Consider the following 19,691-nt stretch of genomic DNA (forward strand, 5'->3'; position numbering starts at 1 on the left):
CCGTTCTCGAGCGGGGCGGACCGGAGCGGTGACGCCGTGGGACGGAGACGCGGGGCCCGGAGATCATCCGGGCCCCGCGTCGTCCGCAGGGGTGGGCGTGAGCCCTGGTGGTGCTGCCTCCCGGGAGGCGCCGACCTGCGACGCCCCCCGGTGGGTCTGACTAGACGGTTCCGACTGGACCGTTCCGACTAGAACTTGCGGTCGGGGAGGACCTCGGCGGCCACCTCGGGCGAGTCGAAGGTCTCGCTCGGGACGACGATCGAGGACTCGACGGTCTCGCCGGCGAGCGTCTTCTCGACGGCGTCGAGGGCGGTCTCGCCGAACAGCGGGTTGTACTCGGCGACGAAGCTGAGCTCACCGTCGGCGAGGGCCTGCAGCGCGTTCTTGGTGCCGTCGATCGTGGCGATCTTGACGTCGGTGCCGGGGGTGAGGCCGGCCTCCTGGACGGCCTGGACGGCTCCGAGGCCCATCTCGTCGTTCTGGGCGAACACGAGCTGGACGTCGTTGTTGTTCGACTTCAGCACGGTCTCGAAGACGCTCTTCGCCTCTTCGGTCGACCAGTTGGCGGTCTGCGCGCCGAGCTTGACGAACTTCGAGTCGGCTCCGATGACCTCGTCCCAGCCCTCGTTGCGCTCGTTGACGACCGAGACGCCCGCGGGGCCCTCGAGCGTGAAGTAGTTCGCTCCGTCGGGGAAGGTGGTCGTGGCCCAGTCGGCGACCGAGGTGCTGACCGCGATGTTGTCGGGCGCGATGCGGGTGACGTAGAGGTCGGTGTTGTCCGGCTCGATGCCGCGGTCGATCAGGATGACCGGGATCTCGGCCTCCTGGGCGCGCTCGAGCGAGTCCTCCCAGCCGGAGCCCTCGGTGGCCGAGAGCAGGATGATGTCGACGCCCTCGTCGACGAACGAGGTGAAGGAGTCGATCTGCGACTTCTGGTCACCGTTCGTGGCGGGCGCGTACTTGAGGTCGTAGCCGGCCTCCTCGGTGAACGTGTCCTCGATGTTGGTCTCGTTCGCCTGGCGCCACGCGCCCTCGGGGCCGACGGCCACGAATCCGATGGTGGTCAGGTCGCCCTCGCCGCCGGCGCCTGCTTCCGAGTCGCCTCCGGAGCAGCCTGCGAGGCCGAGGGCCATCGCTCCGACCGCTGCGAAACCCAGGAACTGGCCGATACGCCTCTTCGTGGACATGTGTCTCCTCCTTGAGACCGCGGGCGCGCTGAGGAGCGCCCGGGATGGGGTGGGTCCGAAGACCCGGGGAATGGGGCCCAGGGGCCCTGAGATGCGGTGATTGCAGTGCTCGTGGACACGACGGGAGCGCGTCCTGTTCCGAATGTTACCGTGAACAATCTTGTCGGTGCAATGACCGGTTTATAACGGGTCGGTGTCGTCCTCGTCGGCGTCCGGATCCGCGTCCGCGGCGATCATCTCGACGATCGTGTCGACCGTCAGCCACGGGCCGTTGCTGACCTCGCCGATCTTCTCGCGGTCCTTGAACACGACGATGCGGTCGCTGAGGCGCACCACCTCCTCTAGCTCCGAGGAGATGTAGACCACCGAGACGCCCTCCTTGGCGAGCTGCGAGACGTGCGCCTGGATCTCGACCTTCGCGGCCACGTCGATCCCGCGCGCCGGCTCGTCGAGTACGAGCAGCCGGGGGCGGGTCGCGAGCCAGCGCGCGAGCACGACCTTCTGCTGATTGCCGCCCGAGAGGTACTTCACGGGGATGTCCGGGTCGGCCGGAGTGATGTTCAGCGCCTCGATGTACGTGGAGACCAGGTCGTCGGCCTCGGCCGCCGAGAGCGGGTGCGCCCAGCCGCGCAGCGCCTGGAGGCCCAGCACGAGGTTGTCGCGGAGGGAGAGGTCGCCGATGATCCCGTCCTCGCGGCGGTTCTCGCTCGAGTGCGCGATCCGATTGCGGAGGCCGGAGCCCGGGTCGGTGATCTGCGCGGGCTCGCCGTCGATCAGCACGCGTCCCGAGTCGGCGCGGTCCACGCCGCTCAGGAGGGAGGCCAGCTCGGTGCGCCCGGAGCCGCGCAGACCCGCGAAGCCGACGATCTCGCCGCGGTGCAGCTCCAGGTCGGTCGGGGCGACGGCTCCGCGCCGGCCGAGGCCGAACGCCCGGTAGATCGGGGGCCCGGTGGGCTGGCGGCGGTGCTCGCGGCGGTCGGAGCCGATCTGCCGCAGCGCGTCGATGTCCTTGCCTATCATCTTCGCGATCAGCTCCGCGCGGTCCATGCTCCGGGCGGGGTACTCGCCGACGGTGCCTCCGTCGCGCAGCACCGTGAGGCGGTCGCTGAGGGTCAGCACCTGCTCGAGGAAGTGCGAGACGAAGAGGATCGCGACGCCGGAGTCGCGCAGGCGCCGCAGCACGGAGAAGAGGCGGGCGACGTCGCCGAGGTCGAGGCTCGAGGTGGGCTCGTCCAGCACCAGCACGCGCGGATGATCGACCATCGCGCGGCTGATCGCGACCAGCTGGCGGATCGCCGGGGACAGCGAGCGCAGCGGCAGGCGCGGATCGAGATCGCCGAGACCGAGCTCGCCGAGCATCTCGGCGGCGCGCTGATGGGTGCGCGACCACGAGATGCCGAAGCGTCCGCGGACCTCCTGGCCGAGCATCATGTTCTCGCCGATGCTGAGGTTGTCGGTCAGCCGCTCGTCCTGGAACACGGCCGAGATGCCGGCGGACTTGGCGTCGGCGGGCCCCGAGAAGCTGCGCTCCACGCCGTCCACGGTGATCACTCCGGCGTCGGGGCGGTGGATGCCGGTGAGCGTCTTGATCAGCGTCGACTTGCCCGCGCCGTTCTCGCCCATCAGGCCATGGATCTCACCGGGGAACAGGCGGAAGCCGACGTCCTGGAGGACGCGGCCCGAGGCGAACGAGACCGTGATGCCCGTCATCTCGACGACGGGGACAGCAGAGCGCTCCGTCGTCCTCGACTGAACTGCCACGTGCCGCCCTCGGTTCGTGTCGCGCGCGAGCAGATGTCTCACGCCAATGGGTGCCGCCGATGATACGCGAGCACGGGAGCCGGGAAGGTCCCGGAAGGATCACGACCGGGGAGCGGCCGTCGACTCCCTCACGATCAGCTCCGTGGGGATCCGCGTGCGCTGAGGGATCTCCTGACCGCGGATCCGCGCATGGATCACCTCGGCGACGGTCGAACCGAGCTTGTCGAAGTCCTGCTTCACCGTGGTGAGCGGCGGCAGGAAGTGCCGCGCGGTGGGCAGGTCGTCGAAGCCGATGATGCTCACGTCCTCGGGCACGCGGATGCCGCGCTCGACGAGTCCGTGGATCACTCCGAGCGCCATCTCGTCGTTGGCGACCACCATCGCGGTGAAGTCGGGCACCGAGCGCAGGCTGGTCGCGAAGTCGTAGCCGGAGTCGGGGGTCCAGTCGCCGACCACGATGGGCCGCTCGTGCATGCCCCACGCCTTCGCCCGCGCGTGGAAGGCGCGCTCGCGGGCCCGGGCGTCGAGCCAGTCGAGCGGGCCGGACATGTGCAGCACGTCGCGGTGGCCGAGCGCCGCGAGGTGGTCGACGGCCTGCGCCATGCCCGCCTGCTGGTCGACCGAGACGGTGAGGAAGGTGGGGTCCTTGTCGGACTTGACGACGAGGGTCGGCACGCCGATCTCGACGGTGCGCAGCGTCGCGACCGAGGAGGAGCGCGGGGCGATGACGCAGAGCGCGTCGATCCCGAGGCCCGTGAGGTGGTTGATCGCGTCGACCGGAGTCATGTCGTGGTCGTCGCGCAGGGCGACCGACGTGATCGAGTAGCCCTTCTCGCGGGCCGCGCGCTCGATCGCCCGCAGCGTGCTCGAGGGCCCGAACTCGGCTCCGCTCTCGACCATCACGCCGATGCGGTCGGTGCGCTGCGTGACCAGGGAGCGGGCGGCGATGTTGGGCCGGTAGTTGAGCTCGTCGACCGCCTCGAGGACCCGCTGCCGGGTCGACTCCTTGATGTTGGGATGACCGCTCAGCACGCGGGAGACCGTCATGTGCGAGACGCCGGCGACGGCGGCGACGTGCCGCAGATTGGGCCGGTCGGCCATGTGCACCCCCTCCGGTCCCCGGGCGTCGAGGTCGCGAACCCGCGGATCGGCACGGGCTCGCCGGTCGTGGGTGGCACAAGCATAGTCAGCCGCTGTGACGGCAAGCGGAGGGGCTGACCCCCTTTCAGGGCCCTCCCATGGGCCGGCGCCCGGGCTCAGGGAGCGGCGAGGAACGCGCCGCGCTCCTGCAGCAGCCGGCGCAGGTGCCGGGTCAGGACGAGGCGCTCCGCGATGCTGCCGAGCGGGCCGAGCGGAGCCGAGTAGTCGAGACGGTCGGTCATGACGGAGCCGGTGCCGTCGGCCTCGAAGAGGTGCTCGTGCCGGAAGCGGGCGAACGGGCCGCGGATCTGCTCGTCGACGAAGCGGTGCGGGGCGTCGAACGCGGTGATCCGGCTGGTGAGGAGGAGCGGCACGCCGAAGTGGCGGGCCCGCCACGTCACCTCCTCGCCGGGGCCGATCAGGCCGGAGACGACTCCGGCGACCGCGCGCTCGCCGGCCGCGGACTGCGAGGCGGTGTGCAGGCCGATGTCGCGCGCGCGGTCGAACATCTCGGCAGGGGAGCGGGAGGAGCGGGTGGTGACTCGATCGACGCGGTCACGGGGTCGATCCTCGCGCAGGGTGCAGGGGTGCGGGGACCGCGCGCGGGCACTCTTCGGCGACGGAGTCGCGGACGAGCACTCGTGCGACGAGGCCCGGCCTACCACTCGCGGTGCCCGTCTGCGAGGCTCGCCCGATGACCGACGATGCTCCCGCCCCGCCCCGGTTCGCCGATCCTCGCCGCACCGGCGCGCTGATCGGGCTGGCCGGAGCCGCGGTGTTCGTCTTCTCGTACACGTCCTCCGGCGCTGCGGCGCTGGTGGTCAGGATCGGGGTCGTCGCGCTGATCGCGGCGACGCTCTGGTTCCTCTTCGTCCGGCCGCGGGGCCTCGGCCGCTTCGCGCCTCCGACCCGGGTGGGCATCGTCGTCTACCTCGCCTGCGTCATCGGCGAGCTGGCGCTCATCGCGGTCGGCACGCGGCTGCTGGAGGAGGCGGGTGCCGGTTCGCTGCGGCCCGCCCTGATCGCGCTGGTCGTGGGTCTGCACTTCCTGCCCTTCTCGTGGGCGTTCCACGAGCGGATGTTCGCGCTGCTGGGCGGGCTGCTGGTCGTGCTGGGCGGGATCGGCCTGCTGACGGGCGCGGCGGAGGCGATGGCGGTGGCGTCCGGAGTCGTGATGGCGGCGCTGCTGCTCGGGTACAGCCTCGGGGCGTTCGCGCGGCGCGGCTGAGGTGGTGCTCGGCTGGGCCGCTGCTCGGTTGCTCCGCTACTCGGAGGGAAGAGGGGTGGGGCCGACCCTGGACGACCCCACCCGGGAGGACGGCGGGGGAGGAGCGGCGTACCCGAAACGCCTGCTCGACCCGGGGGCCGTCCCGCTCCCTGCGACGCGGTGTTCCGCGGTCGCCGGGTTCCGGATCGAGACGGGTCCGGGTCTCGTTACTCCGACGATTGTGGCGCACGACGGTTTCGGTGTCCAACCGGCTCGACTGCGGGTCGTGCCCGCGACGGGCCCGATCCGTCGCGGACGGCCGCTCGCAACTGTGGGAGGCGGCCGTTTCCGCCGGATCGACCGAGGTGTGCCGCCGATCCGCGGGGGCGGACCCGTGCGGAGGCGGGACACCGGCGTCGCCCACCGGTTCCGGATCCGGGCCGTGCCCGTGCCCACCTATCCGTCGCGAATGGCCGCGGCGACCCGGGATCGGCGGCCGTTCCCGCCGGATGGACCCGAGCCGCCCGTCGATGCGCCACCGGACCATTGCTGGTGCAGGCCGTCCGCAGCGCCGACGCGGTTCGGCTCGAGGTCGTGTCTCCATCCTCCGATCCGTCACGAACGGCCGGGCCGGCGCGGGACGGGCGGCCGTTCTCGCCGGATGGACCCGAGTCACTCGTCGGTCCGCCACCGGACTGCTGCTGGTGCGGGCGTCCGCAGAGCCGCGGCGGCGCGGATCGAGGTCGTGTCTCCGTCCTCCGATCCGTCACGAACGGCCGCGCCGATGCGGGACGGGCGGCCGTTCTCGACGGATCGACGGCGTTTCTCGTCGATCCGTCGAGGAGGGTCGTCGGGAGGGGTCAGAGGCGGGAGGCGAAGACGACGAGGTTGTCCTCGTAGCGGCCGATGCTCGTGTCGTAGTCGCCGGCGCAGGTGACGAGCACGACCTCGTCCTCGAGGGTGCCTCCGAAGACGGCGGCGGTGGGGAAGGCGGCCTTCGGGTGCGCCTCGGTCGCGGTCACCCGGTAGCGGTGCAGCGAGCCGTCGACTCCGGCGAGCTCGATCTCGTCGTCGACGCCGAGCTCGCCCAGGCGGAAGAAGACGGCGGGGCCCGAGCGGGAGTCGACGTGCGCGGCGATCACTGTGCGGCCGGTGCCGCCGGGACGGCCACCGCCCGAGAACCAGCCGACGTCGTCGTAGTCGACGGGCACCTCCATCGTCCCGTCCGCCGCGATCCCCAGCGGGATCAGCGCCTCGTCGAGGCCCATCGCGGGCACGGAGAGGCGCGCGGGCTCGACGCCGACGCCCAGGACGGGGGTCAGGGCGGCCGTGACCGGAGCGGGCGCCACCGGAGCCGGGTCCGACGGGGTGGGTGACGCCGGAGAAGACGCTGCCGGAGAAGACAGGGTCGGAGCGGACGCCGCCGGAGCGGACGCTTCCGGAGTGGTCGTCGCGCGCGGGGACGCGACCGCGGGAGGCGCCGCTCCCGCCGCCCCGGACACGGGAGGCGCGGACGCGGCGCACCCGCTGAGGAGCAGCGCCGCGCAGAGGACCGCACCGCTCCTCAGCCGAGTGCCCACGGTCAGGAGGCGGTGCGTCGGCGGGCGACGACGACTCCGAGAGCGCCGAGCGCGGCGAGAGCGCCGATGCCCGCCACTCCGATCGCCCCGGCGTCGGGGCCGGACGCGGCCGCGGTCGCGCCGCCACCGGTCTGCAGACCGCCGACCGGCACCTGCGCGAGCTGGCCGCGCACGACGCCGGCGGCGAAGGACGCGGTGTGCGCGTCTCCGGTGAAGCCGGCGGGATCGGCCTCGAGCGCCTTCAGCGAGAAGCCGGTGCCGGTGTCGGCGCCGTTCGCCTGCACGCCCGTCGTGAACGGGCCCTGCAGGCAGCCCGAGCTCGTGCGCGGTCCGTCGCCCACGGGCGAGGGGTTCGGGAACGCGATCCGCGGGGGTCCGGACTTCCCGAGCGCGGCCTGGTGGATGTGCGTCGCGGTCTTCGCCGGGCTCTGGTACTCGCCGGTGACGCCGATGACGGTGATGTCGTAGCAGATGATCTCGAGGTCGCTGTTGACCCGGAAGGTCATCTCGCCGGCGGCTCCCGCCTCACCGGGGGTCGCCGCGGAGTCGGCGTTGACGACCTGGTCGGGCGTGGCCATGACGGTGAACGCGCTGGTGAAGCTCGACGGCGCGGCCACCTCCGTCTCGGCGTGGGCGGGCGCGGCGGCGAGGAGCGAGGCGGCGGCGACGGCGGTGATGCCGCCCAGGGCGAGCAGGCGGTTCCGGGTGGCGGACGTCTTCGTCATGGTGGAGCCTTTCGTTCGCGGGCGACCGGGTGGGCCCGATGCAGGGGTCTACGGACGCGGCGTGCTCCGCGTTCATCCGGTTCTGAGAAGTTCTTCATAGACTCGGGATCCGCCTCCGGATGAACGGAGCGTCCCGCGCGGACGTACTCCTCTCGACGGGCCGATCGGCCCACGATCGGGGAGGTGCCGATGACGGCGACGGCGATGCGACGACGGGAGGAGCCCGCGGTGACGAGGCTCCCCCGCGACCCCGCCCCGGTCGCTCCGCTGCGGCCCGGAGCCGGCTTCGACCTCGCGGCCGCGTACGACGAGCACGGCGGTGCCCTGCTCGGCTTCGCGGTGAACGCGCTGCGCGACCGCCAGCTCGCGGAGGACTGCGTGCAGGAGACGTTCCTCCGCGCGTGGCGGTCGCGCGCCGGCTACTCCGCCGAGCGGGCGAGCCTGCGCACCTGGCTGTTCGCGATCGCCCGCAACGTCGTGATCGACGTGCACCGGTCGCTGCAGCGCCTGCCCCGCCTCGTCGAGGCGGAGGTCCTCGAGGAGGTCCCGGGCGACGAGCGCGACCCCCTCGAGCCGCTCGCGATGGCGGAGGCGCTCGCGCGGCTCACGGAGCAGCACCGCGCCGTCGTGGTCGCGATCCACCTCCGCGGCGAGAGCTATTCCGACCTCTCGCAGGCCACCGGCGTGCCGATCGCGACGCTGCGCACCCGCGCTTTCTACGCTCTCCGAGCACTCCGCACCCACCTCGCGGAGGCCGACCCCACCGACCAGGAGCGACCATGACAGGCACCGAGCACCCCGGCGGACGCCGCGAGGAGCTGATCGCCGCGGCTCTGGCCGGCGAGCTCTCGTCCGAGGAGGCGGTCGAGTTCGACCGTCTGCGCTCCGAGGACCCGACCGTCGACCGCGAGCTGGCGGCGTTCGGCGTCGTCGTCGACCGCCTCGTGGCGCTTGGCGGGTGGGAGGAGGGCGAGGCGTCGGCCGCGCTCCGCTCGCGCGTGCTGCGCATCGAGGAGGAGGAGGAGGAGGCCCCCGCGCGGCCCCGGCGCGGTCGCCTCGCGCTCGCCGTCGGAGCCGTCGCGGCGTCGGTCGCCGTCGGCGCGCTCGGCGCGACGCTGCTCCACGGCGCGGGCGAGCGGCCCGTCGCCGGACCGCCCGGGACCCTCGGCGCCGTCGAGACGATCGCCTTCGAGGAGTCGACGGCGGTCGACGTCGAGGGCTCCGTGATCGCGCACACGTGGGGCACCGAGACGGTGCTGCGCGCGAGCGGCTTCGCGGTGGGCGAGAGCTACGACCTGGTGCTGGTCACGGAGTCGGGGGAGCGGCTGCCGTCGGGCTCGTTCCTGGGCAGTGCGGTCGAGATCGACTGCGAGATGAACGCCGCGGTGCCGCGCGAGTCGGTGGCCGCCGTCGAGATCGTCGCGACCGGCGGCGACGTCGTGGCCAGCGCGGAGCTGCCCGTCGTCGAGAGCTGACCCGCCCGCGCGAGACCGCTCTTCCGGGGAGACGACTCCGGATCAAGACCCGTCTCCGACGGCCGCCTCCGCGACTGCGCGGATCAGTCCCGGCGCCGAGCCTGCCGCGACCCCACGCGGGTCCCCGCCCAGAACGCGAGCACGACGACGCCGAGTGCGAGGAGCGCCGCGGATGCGAGCCACTCGCGGCGCATCAGGAGCGTGCCGTCCGGAGTGAAGACCTCGGTCGAGAGGGGTGCGTACGCGAACCAGCCGAAGGAGGTCTCGCGCGGCGCGACCAGGGCGACGACGACTCCGGCGACGAGCAGCAGGGCACCGAGGGCGGGGAGGAGGCGGGCGCGCGTCATTCGGCGAGAGTAGCGGAGGGGTGCGGGCGCGGCGGGGCGGTGACCTCGGGGACACGGTCGTCTGCTGGACTGGGGTCGGCTCCCGAGAGGCGCCGGAGAGAGGGGACGGGATGAGGACGCTCGTGCCCACGGTGCTCGCCGCCGCACTGCTCCTCGCCGGCTGGCAGGCGATCGGGCCCGAGCATCCCGGCTACGCCGTGGTCGCACAGCTGGTGCTCACGAGCTGGGCGGCGCTGACCTTCGGATCTCGGACACGGCCGCTCGAGCAGCCCTGGTTCGCCGTCGGACCTCGCGAGCCCGCCCTGCTGCGCGCCCTCGGGGTCGGCCGCTTCGGGCGGCTGCTCGACGTCGTCGGCTGGAACCGCGTGATCACCCGGGTGCGCGCCTACGACTCGACCCGGCGCGGGCTGCCCGCCCTCGACCAGCACACCCGCCGCTCCGAGGCAGTGCATCTGGCGTGCACGGCGATCGGAGTCGCGCTCGCGCTCGCCGCGCTGGTCGCCGGTGCGCCGGCGGGAGCGGGATGGCTGCTCGCCTCGAGCGTCCTCGTGCAGCTCTACCCGGCGCTGCTGCAGCGTCTGGTGCGGTCGCGGATCCAGCGGGCGGCGCTCGCCGCGGCCCTCGCGTAGGGTCCCCTGGTGACCAGCACCCGAGCAGCCCGAGCCTGGCGAGCGGCGACGGCCGCGCCGCGCCTCCTCCTCGCGGCGAAGACCGCGCTCGCGGTGGGGATCGCCTGGGCGCTCGCGCCGCACGTGCCCGGCGTCGCCGAGGAGTACCCCTACTACGCACCGCTCGGCGCGCTGGTGAGCATGTACCCGACGCTGATGGGCTCGGCGCGCACGGGGCTCCAGACGCTCGCCGGGCTCGCGGCGGGGATCGCGCTCGCGACGCTCGTCGTCGTGACCGTCGGGCCGACGTGGTGGACGATCCCGACCATCGTCGGGCTCGGCGTGCTCGTCTCGGGCACCGGCTGGTTCGGCGCGGGCAAGGAGTACGTGCCGATGGCGGCGCTGTTCGTGCTGATCATCGGAGGAGCGGACGCCGAGGACTACTCGCTCGGCTACCTCGTGCAGATGGCGGTCGGAGTGGTCGTGGGACTCCTCGTGAACCTGATCGTGGTGCCGGGGCTGACCAGCGAGGCCGCGGTGGCCCGCGTCGACGAGTTCCAGGAGCGTCTGGCGGGCGTGCTGCGCGACACGGCCGACGCGCTCGACGAGCCGTGGCCGCCCGAGCACGACTCGTGGGCGAGCACGGGGGAGGAGCTCGCGCTGACCTCGGAGGACGTGCGGTGCACGCTGGTCGAGGCCGACGAGAGCCGCAAGGGCAACCCGCGGGCGCTGCTGCACCGCCGCGACTCCCGCTCCGATCACGACCGGCTGGCCGTGCTCGACACGATCCTCTTCCACGTGCGCGATGCGACGAGCGCCCTCGCCGACACCCTGTGGGACCGACCGGGGGCGCTGCGCTTCGACGAGGAGCTGCGCCGCCCGCTCGGCGACGCGCTGCGGACGGTGGCCGCCGCTGTCGACCGCCATGGCGCGGGGACGGCCGAGGCGCACCGGCTGCTCGCGGAGGCGACCCGCTCGGTGCGACTGCTGGTGCAGGCGGTGGACGAGCGGGCGGTGGCGGCGGGCAGCGCGATGGGGCCGGGAGTGCTCGTCGCGCTGCACCTGCGCCGGATCGTGGTGCTGCTGGCGCACGGCGCGGGCGAGCGGGACTAGCGCGAACCGGCCAGGGCGAGCAGACTGCTCAACCCCTCCGGGCTGCCGGGCCAGTGCCGGCGGATCGCCTCCGGCCCTGCGCGGCGGATCGCGAAGCGCAGGACGAGGGCGACGACGAGGACGTCGTCGGCGACTCCGAGCACGGGGATCACGTCCGGGATCAGGTCGATCGGGAGCAGGAGGTAGCCGAGCAGACCGATCAGCGACCAGCGCACGGTGCGCGGCACCGTCCGGTCGGCGAGGAGGGCGCGGAGGAGCCGGACGACGTCCGGGATCAGGCGCAGCGCCTCCCGCCAGTCGAGGGCGCGGCCCCTCCGCCGCTGCTCGCGCCAGAGCACGAGGACGAGCGCGCACCAGACGAGCACGGCGCCGCCGAGCACGGCGAGGGCGAGCGCCCACCAGCCGTCGGCGGTCATCGGGAGACGGGTGCGGGGCGGGTCACTCCGTCACCGTAGCGAGCCGCCGGGCGCGAGCGCGGCTCCGAAGCGGGAGGGGAAGTGTGCGATCTGCAGGTACTTCGCACAGGAATGCGGTTCCCGCCGCGGCACGAGGGCGGAGGGGCGCCGGATCCCCTGCAGATCGTGCATGCGCCCACCCGCAGAGGGTCCGATGGGGGCGAGCGCTACTCCGCGTCGCCGTCGAGCCGGTCGCGGACCGAGGTCTGCACGTCGACGCGTTCCTTCCGCACCGAGTCCGAGACGGTGCGCATCTCGACGATCCGGTCGACGAGCACGCTGACCCGCTCGACGGGCACGACGCGGGTCGTCGGCACGAGCTCCTCGGCGTGCAGCACGAAGATGATCGGGGCGGGAGGCTCGGCATCGATCGCGGGCCCGGCGCCGTCGATCGGCTCGCGCTCGATGACCAGCTCCTCGCGGCGCAGCGGCACGGTGACCGTGCGCTCCTCCGTCACGACGACGCGGCGGATCCGCACCCTCTCCGTGGCGGTGCTCACGGTCGTCGCCGAGAGGCGCTCCTCCGAGCGGATCACCGTGACGGCGTCGTCGGACGGGCGGTCGGCCGGGGGTCGGCTGTCGGGCACGGGGTTCCTCACGGGCTGCGGAGTGGGAGGGGTGCCGGCGGCGGGTGGGGTCCCGCCGCCGGCGACGGGGATCAGAGTCCGTCGCGGTCGCGACGCGGGGTGACTCCGTCGTCGTCGACCTCGATCTCCTCGTGGCGGACGTCCTCGGTGACCTGCTGCTGCTCGGTGACCGTCTCGGTGCCGAGCGAGACGCGCTCGACGGGGACCGTCTCCTTCGCGGCGACGACGCGGTCCTCGGTCAGCACGACCTCGTGCTCCTCCTCGCTGAGCTCGGGGCCGGAGGTGGCGGCGCCGACGTTCGCGTCGGTGATGGGCTCGCGGACCACGCGGACCTCGTCGTGCGAGACGGGGACGGTGACGCTCTCCTGCTCCGTCACGACGTGCTTGCGCAGGCGGGCGCGACCGGTGGTGACCTGCTCGGTGCCGACGTGCAGCTGCTCCTCGGAGCGGGTCATGGCGTCGTCGGTGGTCGGGCCGGAGGTGTCGCGGCCGACGTTCGTGTCGACTCCGGTGGTGCCGGTGCCGGTGCCGGTGCCGGTCGTCGTGTCGGCGTAGCCCGCCGAGCCGTCCACGCCGTCCGAGACGGAGGCGGCGCCGGAGAGGTTGTAGTAGCGGTACAGCTCGGCCTCCTCGTCCTCGGTGAGGGAGCCGTCGGCGTCGATGTTCGGAGCGTCCTTCACGAAGGACTTGTCGTACGAGACCGTGAGGCGGTCGCCGTCGAACGAGGCGCCCTCGAGGGGGACGAAGGTCTCCTTGGTGCCGAAGAGGCCGGTGCGCACGGTCGCCCAGACGGGGTTCCCGGTGTCGTCGGCGAGATAGACCTGCTCGACCGAGCCGATCTTGTCGCCGTCCGATCCGTAGACGGTCGAGCCGTAGATGCTGTCGATAGCGGTGGTGTCGATCATGGGACTTCCTTGCTTCTCGAGTTCCGGTGGGGCGGAGGAAGGACGGCCCGAGTCGACGCCGTCCTCGATGCCGACGGTAGGCAGGATGGCCGCGGAGCGAAGGCCCGTTGACAGTTCCCTCGGGCGGGGGAGTATGCCCCCGCGCCCGCCCGGGCAGGAGGCTCGAGGCGGCCGCGTCACCGGCTCGGGGGGCGCCCGCAACGACCGCCCGACCGCCCCGCCACAACCCCCTGGTGCGTCCGGTTCCGCCGCGGTGTCCTGGAGCATGCGCGAAATGAAGTTCGTGAGACTCGTCAGCCGCCTCGAGAACGCCGCCGCTCTGGATCCGCTCGTCAAGCGGGCCCGCGCAGTCGTGAACTCCGTGATCCGCCCCCAGCCCGTGCGCGACGTCCTGCACGGCGTCCCGGTGGGGCACCCCGTGCATCCGCTGCTCGTGCTCGTGCCGACCGGCGCGTGGGTGTCGGCCGCGGTTCTGGATCTGCTGCCCGGCAACGACCGCGCGGCGCGCACTCTCGTCGGACTCGGCGTCGTCAGCGTGCTGCCGACCGCGGCGGCCGGATGGACGGACTGGTCCGAGTTGCACGAGCAGCAGACGCGGGTCGGGCTCGTGCACGCCTCCGCCAACGTGGTCGCGACGGCGCTCTACGCCGCGTCGTTCGTCCAGCGGGCGCGGGGGCGCCGCACGAGCGGGAAGGTCCTGGGCATGCTCGGACTCGCCGTCGTCTCGGGCGGCGGCTACCTCGGCGGCCACCTCAGCTACCGGCAGGCGGCGGGAGCGAACCACGCCGAGGACGTGCCGCACCGCTTCCCCTCGGGCTGGCAGGACCTCGGGCCGCTGGACGAGCTGCCCGAGCGCGAGACCGTGGTGAAGGAGGTCGGCGGGGTGCCGCTGCTCGCCTTCCGCCGCGGCGACCGGGTGAGCGTGCTGTCGAACGTCTGCAGCCATCTCTCCGGACCCCTCGACGAGGGTGCCGTCGGCGACCGGTCCGGCGAGGCGTGCGTCTCGTGCCCGTGGCACGGGAGCGTGTTCTCGCTCGACTCGGGCGAGGTCCTCCGGGGCCCGGCCACGTCTCCGCAGCCGAGGTTCGAGACCCGGGTGTCCGACGGCCGTGTCGAGGTGCTGCTGCCGAACGCGGGCTGACGGAGGAGCGCCGCGCCCGGCCGGGTCGCGGGCCGCCGACGGACGGATTGACCGTTCGCGAGGCGCGATGTTACCGTGAACAGGGCCGGAGGGCCGCGCGGGCGACGGGTCGAGGACGACCCGGCAGCCTTCCGCACGATGGCCTCCCGGCTGTCCGCAGCGCACCGCGTCCCCGCGACGCACCCTCGACGATGGAGTCACCCATGACAGCAGCCCCCTGCCCCACGAGCATCTGTCCGCGGGTGGTGACGGCGTGCTGAGGTCCGCGCGCCGCCGCCTCACGGCCGGGCTCCTGATCCTCCTCGCGAGTGTCGTCGCCCTCCCGATGCTCGCCGCCGCTCCGGCCGCGGCGCTCGGGGAGCCGACCTTCACCAACCCGATCGACCCGGACACCGCCGACCCGACGATCGAGTTCCACGACGGCAACTACTACATGGTCGCCACGACCTGGGACAACCGCGTCGTGATGCGCAAGGCCCCGACCCTCGCGGCGCTCGGCACCACGACTCCGGTGACCGTCTACACCGACACCAACCCCGGCCGGAACGCCAACATGTGGGCTCCGGAGCTGCAGCGCCTGAACGGGCCGAACGGGCCCCGCTGGTACCTCATGTACACGATGGGCACCGGCGGCAACTTCGACCGCCAGCACCTGCAGGTCATCGAGAGCGCGGGCGACGACCCGATGGGCCCCTACACCTACAAGGGCCGCCCGATCCCGACCGACGACTGGAACATCGACGGCGCGTACCTCGAGCTGAACGGCGAGCTGTTCGTCACCTGGTCGGCGTTCTCGGCCGGGCCCAACCGCCTGCAGAACAACTACATCGCCCGGATGTCGGACCCGTGGACCGCCACCGGACCGCTGAACGTGCTCTCGCAGCCGCTCCAGCCGTGGGAGACCATCGGCGCGCCCGTGAACGAGGGCCCTGTCCCGCTGCAGAAGGACGGCCGCACCTGGATCGTCTACTCGGCGAGCTTCTGCGGCACCGAGGACTACCAGCTCGGCACGCTCGAGTACGACGGCACCGGCGACCCCGTGCTCTCCTCCTCCTGGACCAAGAGCGACGGACCGGTCTTCTCGAAGGCCAACGGCGAGTTCGGCACGGGTCACAACGACTTCTTCGACTCGCCCGACGGCACCGAGACCTGGAACCTGTACCACGCGAACCCCGGCCCGAACGACGGCTGCAGCCGCCAGCGCTCGGCCCGCGCGCACATCGTCGACTGGACCGCCGAGGGCGAGCCCGACTTCGGGACTCCGCTCGGCACCAGCGCGCAGATCCCCGTCCCGAGCGGCGAGAACGCGCCGATCACGGCCCGCGTCGAAGGCGCTCCGTGGCAGCTCGTCAGCCGCAGCACCGGCCAGTGCGCCACCGTCTCGCCGACCGCGAGCGGCGACGGCGCCGCCGTCGTGCAGGGCTCCTGCTCGACGCCCCGCGCGAACTGGAAGCTCGACAGCACGGGCGACGGCTTCGTCCGCCTCGTGAACGCCAGCAGCGGCAAGTCCCTCGGGTCGGTCGGCTGCTCGACGGCCTCGGGCGCGGGGATCCAGCAGTCCTCGTGGCTCGCGACCGGCTGCCAGCAGTGGAGCGTGAACCCCGGGACCGGCGGGTACTCGACGCTGACCTCGCGCACGAGCGGCCGACTGCTCGAGGCGTCGGGCACGTCGGTGCGGCAGGCGACCGTGTCGGGTGCGGCTGCGCAGGAGTGGTCGCTCCGACCCTCCGGAGCGGTCGCCGTGAGCTCGTTCGCCACCGGCAAGACGTTCGATCTGCCCGGCTGCTCGACCGCCGACGGCACGGCCCTGCAGCAGCGGGAGTGGACCGGCGCGGCCTGCCAGCGCGTCACGTTCACGCCGACCGGCGCGGGCGACGTCGAGATGCACCCGGTGACGGCGGCGGGCAAGTGCCTCGCGGTCACCGGAGGCTCCACCGCGAACGGCGCGACCGTCACGCAGGGCGCGTGCGGCGTCACCGGGAGCGCCTGGCGCCTCCGCCCGGCGAACGACGGCACCGTCGAGCTGCGCGCCGTGCACAGCGGCAAGGCGCTCGACCTGTTCAACTGCTCGGCCCTCGACGGGACGCTGATCGGCCAGTGGGACGTGCTGAACAACGACTGCCAGCGCTACCGCGTGTCGGTCGGCGCCCCGGAATCGACGACGCCGCTCACGGTCACCGCGACCACCACCGCACGGTGCATCTCGGGCAAGGCGGTGCTGACCACCACGGTCCGCAACACCGACGACCTGCCCGCCGACGTGACGGTCGCCTCGGTGTCCGGGACGAAGACCTTCCCGGCGCTGGGCGGCGGGAAGGCCGCGACGGCGAGCTTCACGACGCGCCAGGTGGCGCTGCCGGCGGGATCGACCACGGTCACCGCGGCCGGGATCGACGACGCGGGGCGCAAGGCCACGGTGCAGTCCGCGTACGCGGCGCTGACCTGCGGCTAGGCCCGCACCCTCGCTGATCGAGTAGGTCGCTGCGCGGCCTCCCCCCCCTGCTGATCGAGTAGGCCGCGCAGCGGCCGTATCGAGATCCGCGTCCTCCGGCAGCACTGCTGAAGGACGTGGGTCTCGATACGCCGCCTGTGGCGGCTACTCGACCAGCAAGGGTTCTCCGCTGATCGAGTAGGCCGCTCGGCGGCCGTATCGAGATCCCCCCGACATCCCCTCGTGCGAAGGAGCACACCATGACCACCAGCACCAGGCGCGCACCGCTGCGTGCCGCCCTCGCGACGCTCGGGCTGGGGGCGGTGCTGCTCTCCGGCCTCGTCGCCCCTCCGGTCGCCGCCGCGGAGCCCGCGCAGATCCCGCAGTCGGGACTCCTCGCGGAGTACCGCTTCACCCAGGCGACGGGCGCGAGCGTGCCCAACACGGCGGCCTCGGCCGTGGGGCCCGCGCGCGTCGTGAACGGGACCGACTCCCTGTGGACCGGCACGTCGCTCCGTCTCCCCGGCGGCGCCAAGACGAGCGCCGCGCCGTGGGTCGAGCTGCCCGACGACCTGCTGACCGGCCGCCAGTCGGCGACCGTGACCGTCGAGACCCGCGCCGACGCGTCGATGCTCTCGACCTTCCACTTCCTCTGGAACATCGGCAGCGACAGCACGAGCCAGTACTGGTTCGCGTCGGTCCGCGACCGCGTCCGCACCGCGATCACGACGAACGGAGGCGGGGCCGAGAACAACGCGCGCGGCGCCTCGGGCATCGCCGCCGACCGCTGGTACAGCCTCACCTCGGTGATCGACGGCGCGGCCGGCACGATCTCGTTCTTCGTCGACGGCGTGCGCGTGGCCTCGGCGCCGACCGCGCTGCGTCCGTCCTCGGTGACGGACCAGTCGCTGAACACCATCGGCCGCGCGCCGTACCCCGACCCCTTCTACAAGGGCGAGGTGTCGACGTTCCGCGTCTACGACCGGGCGCTCACCGGCACCGAGGTCGCCTCGGTCTCGACCGCCGACGCGCAGCTGCACGCGAGCACCTTCGCGCCGCTCGCCTCCGCGGTGCTCGACGGAGTCGCTCCGCTGACCGTCGACGACTCGACCACGAACCTTCCCGACTACGGGGGAGCGGTGACCTGGAGCTCCAGCGACCCCGCCCTGCGGATCGGCGCGGACGGCCGCACCCTGAGCGCCGACCGCCCGGCGGCCGGCCAGCAGGCGCGCACGAGCACCCTGACGGCGACGGCGAGCATCCGCGGAGTCGCCGCCACCCGGCAGATCGCCGTCACCGTCGAGCCGCAGGTCGGCGTCGACACCCCCTACGGATACCTGATGGTCCACTTCATCGAGGACGCGCAGGGCTACGCCGAGAAGATCTACGTCGACGTCTCGCGCGGCGACGACCCCGAGAAGTGGGACCCGTTGAACGGCGGGAAGCCGATCCTCGCCTCCGACCTCGGCACGACCGGCGTCCGCGACCCGTACCTCACCTACAACCCCGAGACCGAGAAGTACTACATCATCGCCACGGACCTCCGGGTCTTCGGCGGCGACAGCGGCACCGGCTCCTGCACCACCTGGTGCTACTGGACCACCCAGGGCAGCGTGAAGATGAACGTCTGGGAGTCCACCGACCTCGTGTCGTGGAGCGACCTGCGCCAGTTCGACGTGTCGCTCGACGACGCCGGGCAGCGGGCCCTCGAGGCCGGCATGATGTGGGCGCCCGAGGCGACCTGGGTCGACGACTTCGACGGGCAGGGGAACGGCTCGTTCGTCCTCTACTGGTCCTCGACGGTCTACCCGACCGCCGCGCACACTCCCGGCACGGGAGCGTCGCGGATCCTCTGGGGCTCGACGACCGATTTCACGCAGGAGACCTACTCCTACGGCGGCACCTTCGTCGACACCGGAGCGGATGTGATCGACACGACGCTGATCCAGGACGGCGGCACCACGTACCGCATCTCGAAGGACAACGGCACCGGCCGCGGCATCTACATGGAGTCGACGACCGCCGCCCAGTGGTGGCTGCCGGCGGCCCGGTGGACGCCGATCCAGGACCGCATCGGAGCGGTCTGGGCCGGCGGCAACGCGGGCGGAGTCGAAGGACCCGCGGTCTTCAAGGACCACGACGAGGACCGCTGGTACCTGTACGTCGACGTCATCCCCGCGACCGGCTACCGCCCGATGGTCACCACCGACCTCGATGCGGGCTGGACGCAGCTGACCGACCCCGGGTTCTCGATGGCGCCATCGACCAAGCACGGCGGCATCGTGTCGCTGACCGCGGGGCAGTACGACGAGGTCCGGACGGCGGATGCGGCCTCGGCCGTGCGCGCCGATCTGGGCGACGTGAGCGTCGCCTCCGGAGCGAGTGCCGCGGCCGTCACCGCCGCGCTGCCCGCCCGGACCGACGTCGTCCTCGCCTACGGGCGCGGCACCGCGTCGCAGCCCGTCACCTGGGACACGTCCGCGGTCCGCGCCGCCACTCCCGGCCGCTACGCGGTGACCGGAGTGGTGCGCACGATCGGCGCGAACGAGAACCAGTGGGTGGGCGCCGGCGGATCGACGGCGTGGAACGCGACGGGCAAGGTGCTGTCGAGCTCGACGGCGGTGCGCGTGACGGCGACCGTCGTGGTGACGGCGCCCGCCGTGTCCGCGACGCTCACCGCCTCGACCCGCTGCATCGGCGGCAAGGTCGTGGCGACCGGAGTGGTGCGGAACACGGGCACCTCGCCGGCGAGCGTCGTGCTGCGCTCGGCCTGGGGCACGTCGCCCGTGCTGACCGCGGCGCCCGGAGCGGCCGCGACCCACGCCTTCACCACGCGTGCGGTGTCGGTGGCGGCCGGGTCGCTGAACGCGACCGTGACCGTCGGAGGCGCCTCCACGGTGCTCGAGGCGCCCTACGCGGCGCGCCGCTGCTGAGCGCCCGGGTCAGCGAGGAGGGCGCTCGCCTTCTGCTGATCGAGTAGGCCGCTCGCGGCTGTATCGAGATCCGCGTCCGCCGTACTTCTGGTGGAT

Annotated in this window: 18 protein-coding genes; 8 read left to right on the plus strand and 10 right to left on the minus strand. The window is 72.9% G+C overall.

Going from position 1 to position 19,691, the window contains the following annotated elements:
- Nucleotides 1–188 precede the first annotated feature (188 nt).
- From ASF46_RS01485 to ASF46_RS01500, 4 genes are all read right to left on the minus strand, one after another.
- Complete coding sequence (locus ASF46_RS01485; protein ID WP_056866128.1) at nt 189–1,187, minus strand: ABC transporter substrate-binding protein; 999 nt, start codon at nt 1,185–1,187, stop codon at nt 189–191.
- A 180-nt stretch (nt 1,188–1,367) separates the two neighbouring features.
- Entirely contained in the window at nt 1,368–2,897 is a 1,530-nt protein-coding gene (locus ASF46_RS01490; protein WP_056866129.1) for a sugar ABC transporter ATP-binding protein, read from the minus strand.
- A 150-nt stretch (nt 2,898–3,047) separates the two neighbouring features.
- On the minus strand, nt 3,048–4,049 hold the full coding sequence (locus ASF46_RS01495; RefSeq protein ID WP_055785626.1) for a LacI family DNA-binding transcriptional regulator: 1,002 nt from the start codon (nt 4,047–4,049) through the stop codon (nt 3,048–3,050).
- A 155-nt stretch (nt 4,050–4,204) separates the two neighbouring features.
- Entirely contained in the window at nt 4,205–4,597 is a 393-nt protein-coding gene (locus ASF46_RS01500; protein ID WP_056866130.1) for an SRPBCC family protein, read from the minus strand.
- A gap of 185 nt (nt 4,598–4,782) precedes the next feature.
- Here ASF46_RS01500 and ASF46_RS01505 point away from each other — a divergent pair, with 185 nt between their 5' ends.
- On the plus strand, nt 4,783–5,316 hold the full coding sequence (locus tag ASF46_RS01505) for a DUF7010 family protein (RefSeq protein WP_157602138.1): 534 nt from the start codon (nt 4,783–4,785) through the stop codon (nt 5,314–5,316).
- An 839-nt stretch (nt 5,317–6,155) separates the two neighbouring features.
- Here ASF46_RS01505 and ASF46_RS01510 read toward each other — a convergent pair.
- Both ASF46_RS01510 and ASF46_RS01515 read right to left on the minus strand, forming a co-directional pair.
- The gene (locus ASF46_RS01510; protein ID WP_235576823.1) at nt 6,156–6,644 is read right to left on the minus strand and encodes a class F sortase; all 489 of its coding nucleotides are present in this window, start codon (nt 6,642–6,644) and stop codon (nt 6,156–6,158) included.
- Between the two features lie 233 nt (nt 6,645–6,877).
- Nucleotides 6,878–7,600 carry a CHRD domain-containing protein gene (locus ASF46_RS01515; protein ID WP_056866133.1) on the minus strand — a complete coding sequence of 241 codons (723 nt, stop codon included), beginning with the start codon at nt 7,598–7,600 and terminating at the stop codon, nt 6,878–6,880.
- 228 nt (nt 7,601–7,828) lie between these two features.
- Between ASF46_RS01515 and ASF46_RS01520 the strand changes: the two genes are divergently transcribed.
- Nucleotides 7,829–8,383: a sigma-70 family RNA polymerase sigma factor gene (locus tag ASF46_RS01520; RefSeq protein WP_235576824.1), complete on the plus strand. Its 555-nt coding sequence runs from the start codon at nt 7,829–7,831 to the stop codon at nt 8,381–8,383.
- A complete protein-coding gene (locus ASF46_RS01525; protein ID WP_056866134.1) occupies nt 8,380–9,075 on the plus strand; it encodes a hypothetical protein in 696 nt (231 codons plus the stop codon). The genes ASF46_RS01520 and ASF46_RS01525 overlap by 4 nt, the downstream gene beginning before the upstream one ends.
- Nucleotides 9,076–9,158: 83 nt before the next feature.
- On the opposite strand, the gene ASF46_RS01530 is transcribed toward ASF46_RS01525, so the two are convergent.
- Entirely contained in the window at nt 9,159–9,422 is a 264-nt protein-coding gene (locus ASF46_RS01530) for a hypothetical protein (protein ID WP_056866135.1), read from the minus strand.
- A 110-nt stretch (nt 9,423–9,532) separates the two neighbouring features.
- On the opposite strand from ASF46_RS01530, the gene ASF46_RS01535 reads away from it, so the two are divergent.
- Both ASF46_RS01535 and ASF46_RS01540 read left to right on the plus strand, forming a co-directional pair.
- Nucleotides 9,533–10,051 carry a hypothetical protein gene (locus ASF46_RS01535; RefSeq protein ID WP_056866136.1) on the plus strand — a complete coding sequence of 173 codons (519 nt, stop codon included), beginning with the start codon at nt 9,533–9,535 and terminating at the stop codon, nt 10,049–10,051.
- Between the two features lie 9 nt (nt 10,052–10,060).
- On the plus strand, nt 10,061–11,143 hold the full coding sequence (locus ASF46_RS01540; protein WP_235576825.1) for an aromatic acid exporter family protein: 1,083 nt from the start codon (nt 10,061–10,063) through the stop codon (nt 11,141–11,143).
- Here ASF46_RS01540 and ASF46_RS01545 read toward each other — a convergent pair.
- The 3 genes from ASF46_RS01545 to ASF46_RS01555 form a co-directional block, all read right to left on the minus strand.
- Nucleotides 11,140–11,559: a YkvA family protein gene (locus ASF46_RS01545; protein ID WP_056866138.1), complete on the minus strand. Its 420-nt coding sequence runs from the start codon at nt 11,557–11,559 to the stop codon at nt 11,140–11,142. The genes ASF46_RS01540 and ASF46_RS01545 overlap by 4 nt on opposite strands.
- A gap of 206 nt (nt 11,560–11,765) precedes the next feature.
- The gene (locus ASF46_RS01550) at nt 11,766–12,185 is read right to left on the minus strand and encodes a YsnF/AvaK domain-containing protein (RefSeq protein WP_056866139.1); all 420 of its coding nucleotides are present in this window, start codon (nt 12,183–12,185) and stop codon (nt 11,766–11,768) included.
- Nucleotides 12,186–12,256: 71 nt separating this feature from the next.
- Nucleotides 12,257–13,090, minus strand: a complete 834-nt coding sequence (locus ASF46_RS01555) for a DUF2382 domain-containing protein (protein WP_056866140.1) — start codon at nt 13,088–13,090, stop codon at nt 12,257–12,259.
- 265 nt (nt 13,091–13,355) lie between these two features.
- Between ASF46_RS01555 and ASF46_RS01560 the strand changes: the two genes are divergently transcribed.
- The 3 genes from ASF46_RS01560 (at nt 13,356) to ASF46_RS18675 (ending at nt 19,595) form a co-directional block, all read left to right on the plus strand.
- Complete coding sequence (locus ASF46_RS01560; RefSeq protein WP_056866141.1) at nt 13,356–14,231, plus strand: Rieske 2Fe-2S domain-containing protein; 876 nt, start codon at nt 13,356–13,358, stop codon at nt 14,229–14,231.
- Between the two features lie 253 nt (nt 14,232–14,484).
- Complete coding sequence (locus ASF46_RS01565; RefSeq protein ID WP_200919647.1) at nt 14,485–16,683, plus strand: RICIN domain-containing protein; 2,199 nt, start codon at nt 14,485–14,487, stop codon at nt 16,681–16,683.
- Between the two features lie 239 nt (nt 16,684–16,922).
- A complete protein-coding gene (locus ASF46_RS18675) occupies nt 16,923–19,595 on the plus strand; it encodes a LamG-like jellyroll fold domain-containing protein (RefSeq protein ID WP_082485124.1) in 2,673 nt (890 codons plus the stop codon).
- Nucleotides 19,596–19,691: the final 96 nt, after the last annotated feature.

The sequence above is a fragment of the Rathayibacter sp. Leaf296 genome, from assembly GCF_001423045.1.
Classification (GTDB): domain Bacteria; phylum Actinomycetota; class Actinomycetes; order Actinomycetales; family Microbacteriaceae; genus Rathayibacter; species Rathayibacter caricis.